Below are 16,825 nucleotides of genomic sequence, written 5' to 3' on the forward strand. Positions count from 1 at the left end.
GTACGAAAAAGTTAAAGTTTTCAAAAAAAGAACAGGGAGGGTATTATGCAAAAGAAGATTATCAGCGTTTTATTGGCATCCGTTTTAGCAGTATCTGTTCTCAGCGGCTGCGGGAATTCCGGAGGGGATTCCAAGGACAGCAGTAAGAAATCGGAGGAAACTGCAAAATCAGAAGATGGAAAGGTGAAGGTCAGGATTCTTACCAGATTCAGCAACCCGGACAGTGTGCGTGAGAGATATTTCATGGATATGGTAGCAAAGTTCCAGGAGGAGAATCAGGACATTGAACTGGAGGACGTATCTATATCCGATGAAGAATCCCATGACACTTTATTTAAGACCTCTGTGGCTTCGGGAGATCCCATTGAAGTATTTAATTTTCTCGGCTATGCGGCAAATATAGATTATGTGAAAAACGGCGTGGTGACAGATATCTCTTCTCTGCTGGAAGAGGATCCGTCATGGACGGAGAACTATATTGACGCACTCTTTGCGCCGGTAGACTATTCCGCCTATGGAATCGAGGGTACCTACGGACTTCCCACTTCTCCCTACGGTGTCTGCTGTTTCTACAACAAGGCTATTTTTGATGAACTGGGAATGGAAATGCCGGAAACCTGGGAAGGAATTGAGGCGGCGGCTCCAAAACTGATTGAAGCGGGCTATATTCCCATGGCCTTCGGAGCAAAAGACAATTACCGTGCGGGACATTTCCTCACAGCGCTCTCTATGAAATACTACGGAGATCAGCTGAAGACAGATTTAATTGACAATGAGAAAGCATGGAATGATCCGGAGATGCTTGGGCTGATCGAGAAAATGCAGAAATGGCAGGAGGACGGACTTTTCGGGGACAACAACCTTGCCTATGATGCCAACGGTGAGCTGGCGAAGCTGGAAAATAAGGAAGCGGCTATTATCTTCAGCGGTTCCTGGAACATTGCAACGATCAATGAGTTTTCCAATATAGATGACATTGTCTGCAAGGGATTCCCGTATTTTGAGGAAAAACCGGAATACAAAGATGAATGGATGGGCGGACCGGATGATTTTATGGCTATGACCTCCCAGCCGGGGGATCCGGACTATGACGCAACGGTTCGTGTGCTGAAATTCTTTACCTCCCAGGAGTATTATCAGGGACTGTATGAGGCACAGGCAGGTGCAGGGACCTATCCGGTTACATTCGGGGAGACGATCCAGGCAGACGCTCTGACCACAGAATTCAATGAGTACTATGGAAAAGCTTCTAATATGATAGGGGAAATCGAACAATTCTCACCTATGACCTCTCTGCTGGATGTAGTGAGAACAGAAGTGACAACCATTTTCTCAGGGGATAAGGCAAAGGATATCGCCGACAGGATCCAGGGAGAAGTAGATACGTATAACGCAAGTAATTAGCAGATCTTGTACAGCATGGCGGGAGAATTTCTCCCGCCATATTAAAAGGAGGTGTTTCCTATGTTTGGCGTAATGAGCAGGAGAAAGAAAATAGAGGCCATACTGTTAAGTCTGCCGGCATTTCTGCTGTATTCTTTCATTTTTATTTATCCCATGATCTCAGTATTCCGGCTTTCGCTCTTTAAGTGGAACGGAATCCCCAATTCTCCTCTTCAGTTTGTGGGCATCCAAAATTATCTTGCACTATTCGCAGACAGAAAGTTTTTTACCGCATTAACCAATGTTGGAATTTTTATCTTATCAGGGTGTATCCTGATTCTGCCGGTGGCAGTATTTCTGGCAACTGTTGTTCAGTCTAAATTAAGAGGAAAAAGATTGCTGAAGACCAGCTATTTCATGCCCCAGGTTATCAGTCGGACGGCCATCGCCCTTATGTGGTACTTCCTGCTGTATCCGGAAGGCGGTCCGCTGGCTACCCTGATACACGGTCTTGGCTTTGACAGTGTAAATGTCAACTTTCTGGGCAGCCAGACCTATGCTATCTATGCCATTACGGTGATTAATGCCTGGACCTATGCGGGGTTTAATATGCTGATATTCTCCGCGGGCCTTACGGCGATTCCCGAGGATGTGTATGAGGCGGCTAAGGTGGACGGCGCCAAAGGCTGGCAGAAGCTTCGCTATATAACGATTCCCATGTTAAAGAGCAGTTTCCAGATCTTTCTGCTGAACTGTGTGGTGGGTTCGATCACTACGTTTGAGATGGTATATGTTACAACAGGGGGAGGACCCGGAAGCGCATCAGAGGTGTTTGGTACATTGCTTTATAAAAATGCTTTTACCTATAACAATTATGGTTACTCTAATGCCATGGGTTCATTCCTGATTATTGCCTCCTTCCTGGCAAGCGTACTGCTCACAGGATTGTTTGCAAGAGGACAGAAAGAGTAGGTGACAGCATGAAAAGATTAAAAGCAGGAGATATTATTTACCGGTTGTTTGCCATAGTATTTTTCCTTATCTTTATATATCCGATATATTTTACTGTGGTATCATCTTTTAAAACAAATACAGAGATATGGAATACCATGTTTGCCCTGCCCTCGAAAATTGAGTGGAGCAACTATACATCTGCTATTTTCGATGTGGGGATCCTGCGGGCAGTTCTGAATTCCTTTATTTTCTCTTTTGGAGCGTGCATGGTGGTGGTGGTTTTTGTAACCATGGCAGCTTATGTGGCGGCAAGAAAACTGATTCGCTTTTCCGGCGCACTGCGTCTGTACTACCTGCTGGGACTTATGATTCCTCCGTATGCCATGCTGATTCCCATTGTTACCATGTTTACTAACTTTGGCTTTCGGGATAAATACTGGCCTATGATTCTGCTTTACGCAGCCATTAACTTTCCTATGAGCTTTTATCTCATTACAGGATACATAGAGGGGATCAGCAAAGAGCTGGATGAGGCGGCCATTGTGGACGGGTGCAGTACCACAGGAATTGTCTTTCGGATCATCTTCCCCATAGCAAGCCCGGGGATTTTTACAGGAGCGATTATTTCGTTCCTCGCAGTATATAATGAGCTTATATTTGCCAATACCCTTTTGACAAATCAGGCTATGAAAACCATATCGGTAAGGCTTTTGGGCCTGCAGGGAGAGAGATTTACCAGTTACGGACCAATGTTTGCCTCCATAGTGCTTTCCATAGTGCCTATCCTGATTATCTATCTGATATTCCAGGAGAAGGTAGAGAGCGGTATGGCGGCAGGAGCAGTGAAAGGATAGGTGAGAGTATGGTGAAAAGTAAAAGACTGCAGCATATCGGTATTCTGGTTCCGGACGCTGAGGCTGCAGCAGAATGGTATATTGAGAAGTCTGATTTTGAAAAAAAGGCGGAGTTCACCGCCCAGGGAAGCCGGGTTATCTTCGTATATTCCAGGGATACAAAAGTAATGTGCGAGCTGATACAGCGTCCGGCGGGGAGTGACGAGGCCGCAGATGTTGAGACGCACGGCGGAAGGATCGATCATATTGCCTATGAGGCAGAGGATCTGGAAAAAGAGTTTGCTCATGCCAAAGAGGCGGGGATGGATATCATCGAAGGCATAGTGGAAGTTCCGGAATTCTGGGAAAACGGATTCCAGTATTTTCTGGTGTACGGGGCCGGCGGTGAAAAGGTAGAGTATTGCAAAGTGCTGTAAAACTAAAGATTCTGAAGGATGGGAGGTTTATTTATATGAAGACAAGAGTTGTGCCGCTGCAGTTTGCCAGTGTGGAGGACAAGGAGTTTCACCGGATATTAGATGCCCTGAAGAACATTTACAGGGAGGAAGTGGAGTTTTTGGACCCGGTCAGTGTTGGGGAGCCGGTTCCTGAGGCAGATGCTGTTTTATTTCCGGTCTTATGGGTGGAGGTATATAAGGAGATAGACACCCTTCTGGATACGATTCATCTTCCGGTGATTGTTTTAACCACAACAGTTGGAGTATCCCTGATGTTTGACTGGGAGGCAGTTGCCTATATGAAGTCAAAGGGGCTGCAGGTATTTAACCCCCACAGTGTGGAACTGGCAAAAACAGTGTTCCGGGCACTGGCCTTGAAGCGGGAGATGAAACATCAGAAATTCCTGATTTTCCAGGATACGCCGGGGGATGGGTTGATCCCGGAGCAGTTTAAGATCTTTTACTGGTGGAATGAAGAATGTACCCGCAGCATGCAGGAAAAATTTGGGATTACTATAGTAAGAAAGTCGTACAAGGCTCTGGGAGAGAAGGCAAAATCTATATCCGATGATGATGCGCGCCGGGAGCTGAAGCGGTGGAATTTCCCCGAAGAGATCCCCTATGAGCGTCCGGTGCTGGGGGCGATTAAAATGTTCCTGGCCTTGAGAGAGGAGACGGATGCAGAGGGAGACGTTGTGGGCTGCGGTGTAAACTGCCTTAACGAAGCATACTTCAGCGATACAACTCCTTGCCTTGCATGGAACCTCCTGTATCAGGACCGGGGGATTATGTGGGTGTGCGAGGGAGATACTTCTTCTCTGATGACACAGTATCTAATGGGAAAGACGATAGACAGCGCAATCTTTACCACCAATATCTATCCTTTCCTCTCTGGGATGCCTGCGCTCTCCCATGAGAAAATTCAGGAATTCCCCGATGTCCCGGATCCGGATGATCACGCACTTCTGGTGCACTGCGGTTATCTGGGCTGCGTACCCCAGTGTATGTCCAGAAAGTGGACCCTGCGCCCGCCGGTACTTGGCTGGCATTCCTGGGATTTGGTAGGCGAAAATGGCGTGGCAGTGGATGCAGAGGTTGAGACCGGGGATGTTACATTGTGCAAGCTGCACGGAGACTTTGAGAAGATTTTTGTGGAGAAGGCTGTTTTAGAGGAATATGTCCAGTATCCGGGATCGGACTGCCGGAACGGGGGACTTATCAAGGTGGCTGACGGATATGATATGATGGAACGGATCTGCTCTCACCATGTGGTTGTACTGACCGGGAAGAGAAGCAATCAGATGAAGGCAGTGGGGGAGGTCTTTGGGATAGAAGTGGATTTGGGATAGTGTGACAGGGGGAATCCCCTCCGGAGCACCGTTCGCATGCCCAGAGAATGCTTTATGTGCATTCTCTGGGCATTCTCTCTTTTTTTCGGCCTGGACTGCCGAAAAAATCTCCTGCGGAAATCCCGGTTTTGTCTAAGACTCTCTAACACTTCTGCGGAATCGTCCCCGGGAAACAGGCATCCCTCCCGGAGGCACAGGCAGCGCCCCAACGCGGACTCTCTCTCCTGGTTATCGGAAGCATTGAGTTAACCTGCCCGGACCTGTATCCGCCGCCCCCTTCTATATCTGTCCCCAACGCAATTAATCTAAACATTATATGGTCTCTCCACCCCAAAATCCTCCCACGGCGCCCAGGGATCCTGGACGATGAATTTGCCTCCGGAGATATCCAGGATTTCTCCGGTAATAAATGAGGCGGCGTCAGATGCCAGGAATACTACCGGCCTGGCCACTTCCTCGGGTGCTCCCAGTCTCTGCAAGACAGAGGTATGGCAGAGATAATGCATTCCCTTATTTTTTAAAATACTATTTTTAACCATGTCTGAGGCTATCACTCCGGGGGCAACTGCATTTACCCGGATGTTGTACGGAGCAAGTTCCGAGGCCAGCATTCTTGTCATGGCATTGATTCCGCTTTTTGTCACGCCGTAGGCACCGATAGAAGTGGTAGGGATTCTGGAAGCCAGTGAGCTGGTGGATAGAATGCTTCCGCCGTGTTCTTTCATGTAGGGAAGTGCATATATAACCGCCCTCCAGACGGAAGACAGGTTGGAAGCCACAACGGAATCCCATGCGCTGTCCTCAAGCTGAGTCAGATAGCACATATGACTCTGGGCCGCGTTGTTAAATAATACGTCAATTCTCCCATAGGTGCTGCCTGCCTCCTCAATAAAATTTTTCAGCTGTTTGGGGTCTGAGATATCTGCAGCTGTCGCAGAGACAGATAAGTGCTTTTCCCGGGCCTCTTCCAGAAAACTTCTGATTTTTTCAGGGGAGCGGGAGCATACGGTTACAAAAGCGCCTTCCTCAGCAAACTGGAAGGCCGCAGCCTTTCCGATACCGGCGGTTCCCCCTGTTATTACTACAATTTTATTTTTCAGATGTAAATCCATAGAGCGGTGCTCCTTTCTGTTCAGTACATAATGTGTATAGTTGTCTGAATAAATGGAAGCGTTTCCACGTCAAAGGACAGGAGTATATATTTAAATTATCATATAATAGTAGAAAAAACAATAAAATGGCTAGAAAAACTTTTGAAATATGCGATTTAGACAAAATGATTTGCGTGAAATTGTATAAAAATACTATTGAAAAATGTAAAAACCTGTGATAATGTACATATATAGCAAATGGAAGCGATTCCACAAAAGGAGTATATACGTGCAGAGTAAAATGACAATTGAAGACATTGCGGAAAAGGCCGGTGTGGGCAAGGCAACGGTATCGAGAGTATTGAATCATACCGGGTATGTCAGTGAAAAGACAAGGAAAAAGATAGAGAGAGTAATAGAAAACTGTGACTATGTGCCCTCCGCCACGGCCAGGAATTTTGCCAGACAGGACAGCAATATGGTGGGAGTCATTGTTCCCGAGGCACATAATCCATACTTTGCCGCTGCGGTAGAGGGAATTTCAGGAGTCTTGGAGGAAAGTGAACTGCTCTTGATCCTGTGCAATTCCAATAAGAATTTTAAAAAAGAAGAGAGAAAGCTTCATTTACTAAAGCAGCAGAAGCTAAAGGGGCTCATTATCACTCCATCCATCAATGATATGGATCTAAAAGAAATCAAGGAATACAAGGAGCTGATCCACTCTCTGCATATCCCGGTCGTCTTTATGGATTCCGGTCTGGATTTTTATGAATGGGACCTGGTATATTTTGATAATGTGGCGGGAGCCTATAATGCAACAAAAGCCATGATCCAGGAGGGCTGCAGAGATATCGGAATTATAACAGGGGATCTTAATACAAAGACAGCCCGGGATCGGTATGAAGGTTATTTAAGGGCATTGGAGGAGAATAGTATTCCCTTGGATCAGAAAAAGGTATATCAGGGAGACTTTACCACGCAGACCGCATATGAGATGACGAAAAAGATTCTGCAGTCAGGGGAATATCCAAAAACATTTTTCACTACAAACAACCTGACGACCATAGGATTTATCAAAGCGGTTTATGATGCAAGGCTGGAGCTGGGGAGGGATATCAACTGTATTTCTTTTGATAAGCTGGATACCTTTGAGGAGCTGAGATACAGTTATATTGAACGGGATCCTATGAAGATGGGCAGCCTGGCAGCCGCTATGCTGATGGAGCGCGTAAGAGATCCCGAACTGCCTGCCAGAAAATATTATATGCCGTCCAAGATTAAGATCGACTTATCCTGATAGTCCGGACAAAGGTTATTTTATAATCCAGATAATTATCTGGATTATAAAAAGGGAAAATATGGAAGCGTTTCCACAAAAGAAGGAGGAAGCAGAATATGGTAAAGAAAATCATGAATGAACCACAGAACATTGTAGATGAGATGCTGGAGGGGTTCGTATTTGCCCATCCGGAACTCCAGTGGTTCAGGGAACACAGGGTGGTATCTCTGAAGGAGAAGAAAAAGGGGAAAGTAGGGGTTATGTCTGTGGGAGGAAGCGGGCACGAGCCGGCCCATGCAGGTTACATAGGTAAGGGAATGCTGGACGCTGCGGTGGCAGGAAATCTGTTCGCCTCTCCCTCCCCGGATCAGATGCTGAAAGCCATAGAGGATATTGATACAGGGGCCGGCGTGCTGGTAGTCCTGAAAAACTACTCCGGGGATCTGATGAACTTTTCCATTGCAAAGGAATTGGCAGAAGCCCAGGGAATTTCTGTGGAAAGTGTAGTGGTAAAGGATGATGTTGCCGTACCGGACAGCACATATTCTACGGGACGGCGGGGAATCGCAGGCACGGTATTTGTACATAAGATTGCGGGGGCGCGGGCGGCAGAAGGTGCCGATCTGACGCAGGTAAAGCGGTCTGCCCAAAAGGCAGCGGACAATGTGAGAAGTATGGGAATGTCTATGAGCGCTTGCATCCTGCCGGGGCTGGACAAACCAGGATTTTCCCTGGGAGAGGATGAGATAGAGATAGGAATGGGGATTCACGGGGAACCCGGAATACAGAAATCAGGTGTAAAAACAGCGGATGAACTGGCAGAGATTCTTCTGGAGAAAATCATGGAGGACTTGGATTACCGTTCCTGTGAAGCAGCGCTTATGATTAACGGACTGGGGGGAACGCCTCTGATGGAACTCTATGTACTGGCGGCCAGTGTGAAAAAACTGCTGGTACAGAAGGAGATCTGTGCCTGCCGGGTTTATGTGGGAAATTATATGACATCCCTGGAGATGGCGGGCTGTTCGCTCTCTATGCTGAAGCTGGACGATGAACTGAAGAGGCTGCTGCAGGCCCCGTGCGCATCTCCGGCAATGACACTGCAGTAAAGGAAGGAGGATTACGATCATATGTTTCATCTATACAAAGAGGATTATCTCCGGTATCTTGCAAAGGCAGCCGGAGTGATTCGGGGAAATAAGGAGTACATTACAGAACTGGATTCTGCTACGGGTGACGGCGATCACTGGCTGAATCTAACCATAGGATTTGAAAAGTTGCTGGAAAAGTCAAAAGAATGGGAGAGCGTAACCTACCAGGAGCTCTTCCAAAATATAGCCATGACCATGATGTCCGCTATGGGGGGCTCCTCAGGGGTTTTGTACGGCAGTGCATATCTGAAGACAGCTGGCCTTCTGGAGAACCGGGAAAGCATAGATCAGGGACTTCTGGGAGAGATCCTGCAGGGATGGGCAGAGGCTATTCGGTCCCGGGGGAATGCAGAATTGGGATATAAGACTATGCTGGATGCGGTGTATCCTGCAGCCTCTGCTTATGCAAAGGGACTGGAGGAAGGAAAAGACAGCGGGGAATGTCTGAGGCAAATGGCCCGGGCCGCCCGGGAGGGTGCAGAAAGCACGAGAGATATGGAGGCAGTGAAGGGAAGGGCAAGCTACAGAGAGGACAAATCTGTGGGCTTTCTGGATCCGGGAGCCGTTACTATGGCCATGCAGTTAGAATGCCTGGCAGACTTTATCCTGGAAGAGGATAAAGCATCCGCTGCGAAAGACAGCAAGCAGATCTAAGAGTAACTGGTTAGTATGCCATATGGTATCGCGACACTGATCCGGAGCAGTGCAGATATGAGGCAGAAAATAAATAGTAAAAAAAGAGAGGTTAAACGTATGAAGAGAAATTTTAAAAAAGTAATGGCCGCTGTATTGACAATGGCGCTGGTATCCTGTCCCCTTACCGCATGCTCATCCGCTGATGACGCAGGAAAGGAAACAGAGCCGAAAACAGAAGAAAAGAAAACGGAAGCAGACAGCAAGGACTCTGCGTCAGGGGAGAAAACAGAAGTCACTGTAGGAATCGCCTGGCCATCTCTGGGAACACAGGCCTGGTCTGCCATGGCAGATTATCTGAGATGGTACGTGGATGAATACAATGAGAAAAATGATGTGAAGGTAAAATTGATCGAGACGACAGCCGGAGATGATGCTGCTGCCCAGGAGACGCAGATCCGGGACTTGCTGAATCAGAATGTAGATGTGGTAGTTTCAGGAGCCATTGACACAACCGCCATATGGTCCTCTATCACCGAGACACATGACGCGGGGAAAAAATTCATCTCTTTCTGCCGGAGACTGACGCCGGGCGGTCCTGAGGCTGACTCTACCGTAGCGCCGGACACCTACGACACTGCATACGTCTCTGTGGACGCTGCCATTAAGAAAATGATTGAGAGCGGAATATCGGCGGAAGACATCAAAGTGATCCGGGTACAGGGTGATCTTAAAGACCAGAATGCAATGAGATACGGGGAAGGATGCGAGGCTGCAGTAAAGGACAATGGAGCGGCAATCGCGGCAGACATTGAGAGCAACTGGTCTGTGGAAACTGTTATGAATAAACTGGCGCCAACCCTGCAGGCTAATCCGGATGCCAATCTTATCTTTACCCCAAATGAAGACCTGATGCTTGGGGTCCAGAGTGTTCTGGAAGGCCTTGGCAAGTGGATAAAGACAGGAGAGGAGGGTCATATGTATCTGGCTGCTGCAGGAGGCTGCGAGATCGGACTGAATATGATACAGGAAGGTTATCTGGATGCTACGGGATATGAAAATCTGCCTGAAGTATCTACTAATACTATTGACAATGCAGTAAAGCTGGCGCTGGGGGAGGAGCCCGGGGACTTCTTTGTGAAGTCAGAAGCCATTACTCCGGAGAATATACAGCCGCTGCTGGATAAAGACTATTTTTGGGTATACGACTATGTAAAGAAGACAGAAAAATAGAACGACAGAATGCCCCCGGTGCAGCCCTGTGCTGCCCGGGAACCTGAAGGAGGTTTCAAATGAGTATACAGAGGTACTGTGCTAAAAAGAAAAATGCCTTTATGAACAGAAGGGACAAAACATTTATTTTAGCCAGCCTGGCAGCCGGGGCAGCTCTTCTGCTGGCTATCGCGTTCGCCAAACCAGGTTTCTATGCGGCAAAAAACATATCCAGTATCCTTATCCAGTGCAGTGCCGTGGCGATTATGGCTGCGGGGCAGATCTATGTGATGGTCAGCGGAGGAATCGACCTGTCCATTCCTTCTGTGATGATGCTGTCTGGCTGCATCGGGGCTCTGGTGATGCGTCAGACAAACAACATACTGCTTGGGATTCTGTCTATTATGGCAGTGGCAGTTCTGGCAGGGCTGTTTAACGGATTTTCTGTGGCAAAGCTGAAGATAAATGCGTTTGTGGCAACCATGATTACCATGCTGGTAGCTAACGGACTTTCTCTGAAGGTTACTAAGTCCAGCAGTATTCCTGTGCCCCAGGAATTCACCGGCCTTTTTGGAAAATATTACGGGCCTGTCCATGCCAATATTGCGGTGATGATCCTCTGCCTGATTGTTCTGCAGTTCGTTTTAACGAAGACAGGGTTCGGCCGCTGCATTTATGCTATAGGCACCAATGAGAAAAGCGCCCAGGCGTGCGGGATTAGGACAGATAAGGTAAAGATTCAGGTGTTTTTAATCTCCGGAATCCTGTCAGGAATCGCGGCGATTGTTTTAACCGCCAGGATAGCTTCCTCTTCCCTGTCACTTGCGTCAGATTCTACGTCCCTGGATGTCATAGCCGCGGCGATTGTGGGCGGGGCAAGCATTAAAGGCGGTGTGGGAACCGCAGTGGGCGCATTTGCAGGTGCCTTTATTATCAACGGATTGTCAAACCTGTTAGTGCTCTTTGGGATTGACTATTATTCGATACAGATTATAAAAGGTATGGTATTTATCTTTATTACCTATTTTGATACCATCCGTGCAAAAGCAAGGAGGGCATAGAGATGGAACGCAGATCGTATTTTGAAGCAGTAAACTTACATAAATATTTTCCCGGAGTGCATGCGCTGAACGACGTGACCATAACAGCGGATAAAGGGTCTGTACTGGGGATCATCGGCATCAACGGAGCGGGAAAATCCACCTTCATGAATGCCCTGGCCGGAGAACTCGCTATTGATTCCGGAGAATATTACATCGGCGGGGAGAAGACGGAGATCCGAAATCAGAAGGACTCTGAAAAAAACAGGATTGCCCTGATTCATCAGGAGGCAGTAGTCTTCAAGGATCTTACAGTGGCAGAAAATGTCTTTATCTATAACCTGAAGGACTATACAAAGGCGGGGCGCCTGCAGTATAAAAAAATGTATGAGGACGCTTCCAGGTATCTTTCCATGATAGGCGCACAGGTGAACCCAAGGGAGCTGGCGAAAAATATTACAGTGGGAGAAAAACAGATGATAGAGATTGCCAGGGCCCTGGTGAGGGATGCTGAGATAGTACTGTTCGACGAACCTACTTCTTCTTTATCCCTGGAGGAAAAGGAGAATCTGTTTCGGATCATTCATCAGCTGAAGGAACAGCAGAAAATCGTGATGTATATTACCCACTTTCTGGACGAGGTGCTGAAAATCTGTGACAGGACCGTTGTCATGCGGGACGGCGAGGTGACAGGAGACTTCCGGATTCGGGAGGTGAGTACCAGGGAACTGATTACGGGAATTGCCGGTCATGAAGTAGAGACCGTAGTGAATCAGGGGGAAGAAAATGAGGGGGAAGAGGTTCTGAAAATTGAGAACCTGAACTGCTATCCGGCGGTTAAGAACATTAATTTCTCAGTTCATAAAGGAGAGATTCTGGGACTCTGGGGGCTGCTGGGATCCGGAAGAACGGAGATAATACGAAGCATCTTTGCCCTGGATAAGCCGGACAGCGGGGCAATTTATAAGAGAAACAAAGAAGGCAAAATGCTTAAAATCAGCGGACATAAGCTTCTGGAGGAATGTGCCTACGTGACGGAAGATCGGCACTATGACGGGCTGTTTATGGCCATGCCCATCTGGAAAAACATTACCATGGCCAATATCAGGAACTTTTCTAATGGAATGATGGATGTACAGAAGGAACATGAATATTCAATAAAAATGATTGAGGAAATGCAGATTAAGACACCGGATGAAAACGTGCTGGTGGAAACCTTAAGCGGTGGCAATCAGCAGAAGGTTATCATGGCCAGATGCATAGGGAAGAATCCGGATGTGTTTTTTATAGATGAGCCTACCAGAGGGGTTGATGTGAATGCGAAATCATTTATACACAGGAAGATCCTGGAGCTGGCCCGTCAGGGATGCGCCGTTGTCATGGTCTCCTCAGAGATTGAAGAGAACCTCAACCTGTGTGACCGGGTACTTATTGTCAGAAATGGAACGATTACGGACGAAGTCAGAAAAACGGATATCAGCAAACAGAATCTGATGGATCTCTGTCTGGGAATTAAGGAGGGCCAAAATGAATAATAGCATAAATATAAAAAACTTGAAGCTGACAGCCCTTAACCATGCGGTTTACATTTTCGGTGTAATCACAATTATTGTTTTTTCGTCTCTGTCAGAGCATTTTCTGACCTCTACGAACTGGATTACTATCCTGAGAAATTCAACGCTTATGCTATCAATAGGAATCGGACTTACCTTTGCACTGATAGTGGGAGAGCTGGATCTTTCGGTTGGGGCTAACTGCAGATTTGCAGCGTCGGTGAGCGCCCTGCTTATGGTGAATCACGGGTGGAATCCCTATCTGTGCATGATATTAATGCCTCTTCTGGGAGGGTTTATAGGTCTCATAAACGGCCTGCTTGTAACCCGGGTAAAACTGAATGCCTGGCTGGTGACATTATCTATGAAGCTGGCCCTTGTGGGCATTGTAGTAAAGCTGACGAACACGGTTGCAATCAATATGCCGCAGGAGGTTTTGAATTTCAGAAATATAAAGATATTCGGACTTTCCAGTTTTATCGTATTCATATTAGCAGTTATGATTCTGATGCAGATTATCCTGCGTTACAGTACATTTGGCAGAAAACTGGTGGCTGTGGGCTCTAACTATGCCGCAGCAGAAAAGCTTGGAATCAATGTGAAAAATTATAAACTGGCGGCCTTTATCATCAGCGGCTTTTTTGCCGGGCTGGGCGGTATGCTGATCTCTGTGAACCTGGGAAGCATTACCCGTGAGCTGGGAGACGGATATGAGTTTACCGCGGTATCTGCTGTGGTTCTGGGGGGAGTTTCCCTGGCCGGGGGCGAAGGAAGCGTATTTCCCAAGGCATTCGCCGGGGTTCTTATCCTGACGGTCATTGAGAACGGACTTACTATGATGGGAGCAGACATTTATCTCTTCCAGATCGCCAAAGCGCTGATCATTTTTGTCATGATGTATATAGACTCCATTAAAAATAAGATGTAGCAGGTGAGACGATGGACAGAAAAGTATGGATAGGGACCTGCACTGGCAAAACGGACGGCGGGGGAATCTATGTCTGCGGTTTAGACGAGGATACAGGAAAGTTACAGATAAGGGGAGTTCAGAGGGAATGCAGCAATCCGGGATTTCTCGCCCGGAACAAGGAGAAAGGCCTTCTGTGCGCAGTAAATGAGGGAGAGGACAGAAACTGGGTATCGGTATACCGGGACTCAATGAGCGGCATTCCCCGACTGACAGATGAAAAAGAAATACCGGGGGAGGGCCCCTGCCATATCAGCATGGGCAGAGACGGGACACGCATCTATTATGCCAATTACGAGAGCGGTGATATCGGAATGCTGTACCTGAACGGGGAGGGAAGGTTTCTTCCGGATACTTACAGAATTGTGCACCGGGGAAGAAGTGTGGGGGAGCGGCAGAATAAGGCCCATCCCCATGAAGTGCACCTGCTGGGGAAACAAGAAATGCTTCTGGTTCCGGATCTGGGTACAGATGAGATTGTTCTCTATGACCTCAGATGGGGGAGACCTCAGAAGATGGGGGAAGTAAAGGTCTGCCCGGGGGACGGACCCAGGCATCTGGCTGCACATCCGGGGGGCTGCCGGCTCTATCTGGTCTGTGAAATGGAGAATATGGTATATGCCTTTCAATGGACAGAGGAAAAGAAACTGCAGCAGATGCAGAGGATTTCTCTGCTGGGAGACGGCAAAACCGGAGAATATATTGCAGGGGAGATAGCGGTAACCTCTGACGGCCGCTGGCTCGTGACATCTACAAGGGCATGGGGCAGCAGAAAAGAGGAGGAGGGATATCTGTCCCTGTTTCCCATAACAGCAGGCGGAATCCTGGAACCGCCCCGGCTTTTCCCCTCAGGGGGATGCCATCCCAGAATGTTCTCGATTACAGAGAATGACAAATATATTTTGACAGCAAACCAATACTCAGGAAACCTTGTGAGCTTTCGTCTGGATAAGAGACTGGGCGCAGTAGAGGTGTGTGACACAGTACCTATTCCGGGGGCGGCCTGTGTATTGTGCGGAGAAAAAGAATAAAGGAGAAGTGAGACATGAGGAATAAAAAAGCGGCAATTACCGGCGGAAGCAGGGGAATTGGACGGGGAATTGTAAGAAGACTGGCCAGAGAGGGGTATGACATTTCTTTTACCTACAGCTCTCGGAGGGGAAAGGTCCAGGCAGAAGCCCTGGTGGAAGAAATTACAGGACAATATCCGGTGAAGTGCTTCTGCCATGGAGCAGCCCTGAATGAGAAGGGGACGGCAGAAGAATTTGTGCGGGAGGCGTATGAGGAGCTGGGGGGACTGGATCTTCTGGTCTGCAATGCCGGCCAGTCGCTGGTTCACAGTATCTATGAGATGGATGAGCAGACCATTGACTTTCTCATCAATCTGGACTTCCGTTCCTATCTGATGGCAGCCCGGGAGGCGGGAAGAATCATGGGAGAGAACGGAATAAAGGGAAACATAATTTTCATCTCTTCCTGCAGGGGGCTTCGGGCGTTTCCCTATGATGAGCTATATGGAGGGCTGAAGGCCGGGCTGATCCGCTCTATCCAGACCTTTGCGCTGGATCTTGCACCCTATGGGATCCGGGCAAACTGTGTATCCCCGGGGCCCATCAGAGTCCGGACCAGCCAGGAGATGCGGGAAGAAGGGGTCTGTGAACAGGAGATTGAGGATCTGGATAACCTTTGGAAGCAGCTGCCCTTAGAGCGGATGGGTACACCGGAAGATGTGGCAAATGCGGTGGCATTTCTTGCCAGCGATGAGGCTGCCTATATCACAGGCACCAATCTGGTGGTAGACGGGGCCGCATCACTGCCTGGAATACCGGAAAACAGGCCCAAAGCAGATGAGGAATTTAAAACATGGTGCAATTTTAAGCGCAGATGGTAGGTGAGAGACGATGAAGATTGTAAAAGGCAGCAGAGAGAGGGACACAAGATCTAAGACGATATTTCAGGATGGAAGTCATGCCTATGAGCTGGATAAGGATTTCCTTAAGCTTCCGGACTTTTTAAAGTATGTGCCGGCCTGCACGGGATGCTGTGACCGGAACGATTATCTATACCTGGCTACCCGGGACAGAGACCATCCCATCGTTGTGGTGGATCCCGACGGAAATTATGTACGGGATTTCGGAAAAGGGCTGTTTCAGTTCATACATTCTGTATTTGTAACCAGCCGGCAGACCCTTCTGTGTGCGGATTCCAACAGTCATGTGATCCGGGAACTGACCATGGAGGGAGAATTGATCCGGGATCTGGGAAACTACGGGGTGCCCAGCGACAGCGGATACCAGGGAGATGCCTGGTGGAGAATGCACAGCAGCGGGACGGTGATTCCTATGAATCTTCCGTATCAAAAGAACTGGAGCTTTATTGAGAGTATTAAGACCATCACCCACGCTGCTCCGCCCTTTAACCGTCCAACCTGTGCCGCAGAGACATCAAAGGGAGACATCTTTGTGAGCGATGGCTATGCCAACTGTGCACTGCATAAGTTTGCTCCTGACGGAACCCTTCTTCATACCTGGGGGGCTCCGGGGACGGGGCCGGGAAGGTTTTTTGTAATGCACAGTTTATGGGCGGATAAAGAGGATAGAATCTGGGTGGCTGACCGGGAGGGCAACAGTATCCAGGTATTCCGGGAGGATGGAGAACTGTTGGCTTACTGTTCAGAAGGGCTGTATCAGCCTTCAGAAATATGGGCAGACAGCAAGTATATCTATGTAGGGGAGAGAGGCGGCATTACTATATTTAATTATGACATTGAAGTTGTGGCCCAGCTGGGATATTATATGTCACCCCTGATGACTCACGGCTTCTGCGGGGATTCCAGAGGAAATCTCTTCATGATGACCCTGAGTGAGGAACTGCCGTACTCCCTTATGCGGCTGAAAAAAATGTAGGAAGAACGGAGGAATT

Annotated in this window: 16 protein-coding genes; 15 read left to right on the forward strand and 1 reads right to left on the reverse strand. The window is 48.1% G+C overall.

Annotation, left to right across the window (positions count from 1 at the left end):
• Positions 1-45: 45 nt before the first annotated feature.
• Genes BUA56_RS07045 through BUA56_RS07065 form a run of 5 tightly spaced genes read left to right on the forward strand, consistent with a single transcriptional unit; the run spans position 46 to position 4,977 of the window.
• Positions 46-1,404 carry an ABC transporter substrate-binding protein gene (locus BUA56_RS07045; RefSeq protein WP_072850325.1) on the forward strand — a complete coding sequence of 453 codons (1,359 nt, stop codon included), beginning with the start codon at positions 46-48 and terminating at the stop codon, positions 1,402-1,404.
• A 60-nt stretch (positions 1,405-1,464) separates the two neighbouring features.
• Entirely contained in the window at positions 1,465-2,355 is an 891-nt protein-coding gene (locus BUA56_RS07050; protein ID WP_084067732.1) for a carbohydrate ABC transporter permease, read from the forward strand.
• Between the two features lie 8 nt (positions 2,356-2,363).
• Positions 2,364-3,191, forward strand: a complete 828-nt coding sequence (locus BUA56_RS07055; RefSeq protein WP_072850327.1) for a carbohydrate ABC transporter permease — start codon at positions 2,364-2,366, stop codon at positions 3,189-3,191.
• An 8-nt stretch (positions 3,192-3,199) separates the two neighbouring features.
• The gene (locus BUA56_RS07060; protein WP_072850329.1) at positions 3,200-3,607 is read left to right on the forward strand and encodes a VOC family protein; all 408 of its coding nucleotides are present in this window, start codon (positions 3,200-3,202) and stop codon (positions 3,605-3,607) included.
• Between the two features lie 35 nt (positions 3,608-3,642).
• Positions 3,643-4,977 (forward strand): hypothetical protein, encoded by a 1,335-nt coding sequence (locus BUA56_RS07065; protein WP_072850331.1) that lies wholly within the window; start codon positions 3,643-3,645, stop codon positions 4,975-4,977.
• 305 nt (positions 4,978-5,282) lie between these two features.
• Here the strand turns inward: BUA56_RS07065 and BUA56_RS07070 are convergent, their stop codons facing one another.
• Positions 5,283-6,089 (reverse strand): SDR family NAD(P)-dependent oxidoreductase, encoded by an 807-nt coding sequence (locus BUA56_RS07070; protein WP_072850333.1) that lies wholly within the window; start codon positions 6,087-6,089, stop codon positions 5,283-5,285.
• 268 nt (positions 6,090-6,357) lie between these two features.
• On the opposite strand from BUA56_RS07070, the gene BUA56_RS07075 reads away from it, so the two are divergent.
• The 10 genes from BUA56_RS07075 (at position 6,358) to BUA56_RS07120 (ending at position 16,809) form a co-directional block, all read left to right on the forward strand.
• Entirely contained in the window at positions 6,358-7,365 is a 1,008-nt protein-coding gene (locus BUA56_RS07075; RefSeq protein WP_158640988.1) for a LacI family DNA-binding transcriptional regulator, read from the forward strand.
• Positions 7,366-7,463: 98 nt separating this feature from the next.
• On the forward strand, positions 7,464-8,456 hold the full coding sequence (gene dhaK / locus BUA56_RS07080) for a dihydroxyacetone kinase subunit DhaK (RefSeq protein WP_072850335.1): 993 nt from the start codon (positions 7,464-7,466) through the stop codon (positions 8,454-8,456).
• Positions 8,457-8,477: 21 nt separating this feature from the next.
• Positions 8,478-9,152 (forward strand): dihydroxyacetone kinase subunit DhaL, encoded by a 675-nt coding sequence (dhaL, locus tag BUA56_RS07085; protein WP_072850337.1) that lies wholly within the window; start codon positions 8,478-8,480, stop codon positions 9,150-9,152.
• A gap of 99 nt (positions 9,153-9,251) precedes the next feature.
• Positions 9,252-10,364, forward strand: a complete 1,113-nt coding sequence (locus BUA56_RS07090; RefSeq protein WP_158640989.1) for a sugar ABC transporter substrate-binding protein — start codon at positions 9,252-9,254, stop codon at positions 10,362-10,364.
• Positions 10,365-10,423: 59 nt separating this feature from the next.
• On the forward strand, positions 10,424-11,404 hold the full coding sequence (locus tag BUA56_RS07095) for an ABC transporter permease (protein WP_072850341.1): 981 nt from the start codon (positions 10,424-10,426) through the stop codon (positions 11,402-11,404).
• A gap of 2 nt (positions 11,405-11,406) precedes the next feature.
• On the forward strand, positions 11,407-12,918 hold the full coding sequence (locus BUA56_RS07100; protein WP_072850343.1) for a sugar ABC transporter ATP-binding protein: 1,512 nt from the start codon (positions 11,407-11,409) through the stop codon (positions 12,916-12,918).
• On the forward strand, positions 12,911-13,864 hold the full coding sequence (locus BUA56_RS07105) for an ABC transporter permease (RefSeq protein ID WP_072850345.1): 954 nt from the start codon (positions 12,911-12,913) through the stop codon (positions 13,862-13,864). Before BUA56_RS07100 ends, BUA56_RS07105 begins: the two co-directional genes overlap by 8 nt.
• An 11-nt stretch (positions 13,865-13,875) precedes the next feature.
• Positions 13,876-14,934 carry a lactonase family protein gene (locus BUA56_RS07110; RefSeq protein WP_072850347.1) on the forward strand — a complete coding sequence of 353 codons (1,059 nt, stop codon included), beginning with the start codon at positions 13,876-13,878 and terminating at the stop codon, positions 14,932-14,934.
• Between the two features lie 14 nt (positions 14,935-14,948).
• Positions 14,949-15,794 (forward strand): SDR family NAD(P)-dependent oxidoreductase, encoded by an 846-nt coding sequence (locus BUA56_RS07115; RefSeq protein WP_072850349.1) that lies wholly within the window; start codon positions 14,949-14,951, stop codon positions 15,792-15,794.
• A 10-nt stretch (positions 15,795-15,804) separates the two neighbouring features.
• Positions 15,805-16,809 (forward strand): NHL repeat-containing protein, encoded by a 1,005-nt coding sequence (locus tag BUA56_RS07120; protein ID WP_072850352.1) that lies wholly within the window; start codon positions 15,805-15,807, stop codon positions 16,807-16,809.
• Positions 16,810-16,825: the final 16 nt, after the last annotated feature.

It is taken from the genome of Lactonifactor longoviformis DSM 17459 (assembly GCF_900129135.1).
Classification (GTDB): Bacteria; Bacillota; Clostridia; order Lachnospirales; family Lachnospiraceae; genus Lactonifactor; species Lactonifactor longoviformis.

Coding starts and splice junctions, on each gene's coding strand:
- dhaK (WP_072850335.1), top strand. CDS start 7,464: ATGGTAAAGAAAATCATGAATGAACCACAGAACATTGTAGATGAGATG.
- BUA56_RS07070 (WP_072850333.1), bottom strand. CDS start 6,089: ATGGATTTACATCTGAAAAATAAAATTGTAGTAATAACAGGGGGAACC.
- dhaL (WP_072850337.1), top strand. CDS start 8,478: ATGTTTCATCTATACAAAGAGGATTATCTCCGGTATCTTGCAAAGGCA.
- BUA56_RS07100 (WP_072850343.1), top strand. CDS start 11,407: ATGGAACGCAGATCGTATTTTGAAGCAGTAAACTTACATAAATATTTT.
- BUA56_RS07120 (WP_072850352.1), top strand. CDS start 15,805: ATGAAGATTGTAAAAGGCAGCAGAGAGAGGGACACAAGATCTAAGACG.
- BUA56_RS07095 (WP_072850341.1), top strand. CDS start 10,424: ATGAGTATACAGAGGTACTGTGCTAAAAAGAAAAATGCCTTTATGAAC.
- BUA56_RS07065 (WP_072850331.1), top strand. CDS start 3,643: ATGAAGACAAGAGTTGTGCCGCTGCAGTTTGCCAGTGTGGAGGACAAG.
- BUA56_RS07045 (WP_072850325.1), top strand. CDS start 46: ATGCAAAAGAAGATTATCAGCGTTTTATTGGCATCCGTTTTAGCAGTA.
- BUA56_RS07115 (WP_072850349.1), top strand. CDS start 14,949: ATGAGGAATAAAAAAGCGGCAATTACCGGCGGAAGCAGGGGAATTGGA.
- BUA56_RS07090 (WP_158640989.1), top strand. CDS start 9,252: ATGAAGAGAAATTTTAAAAAAGTAATGGCCGCTGTATTGACAATGGCG.
- BUA56_RS07105 (WP_072850345.1), top strand. CDS start 12,911: ATGAATAATAGCATAAATATAAAAAACTTGAAGCTGACAGCCCTTAAC.
- BUA56_RS07050 (WP_084067732.1), top strand. CDS start 1,465: ATGTTTGGCGTAATGAGCAGGAGAAAGAAAATAGAGGCCATACTGTTA.
- BUA56_RS07060 (WP_072850329.1), top strand. CDS start 3,200: ATGGTGAAAAGTAAAAGACTGCAGCATATCGGTATTCTGGTTCCGGAC.
- BUA56_RS07110 (WP_072850347.1), top strand. CDS start 13,876: ATGGACAGAAAAGTATGGATAGGGACCTGCACTGGCAAAACGGACGGC.
- BUA56_RS07055 (WP_072850327.1), top strand. CDS start 2,364: ATGAAAAGATTAAAAGCAGGAGATATTATTTACCGGTTGTTTGCCATA.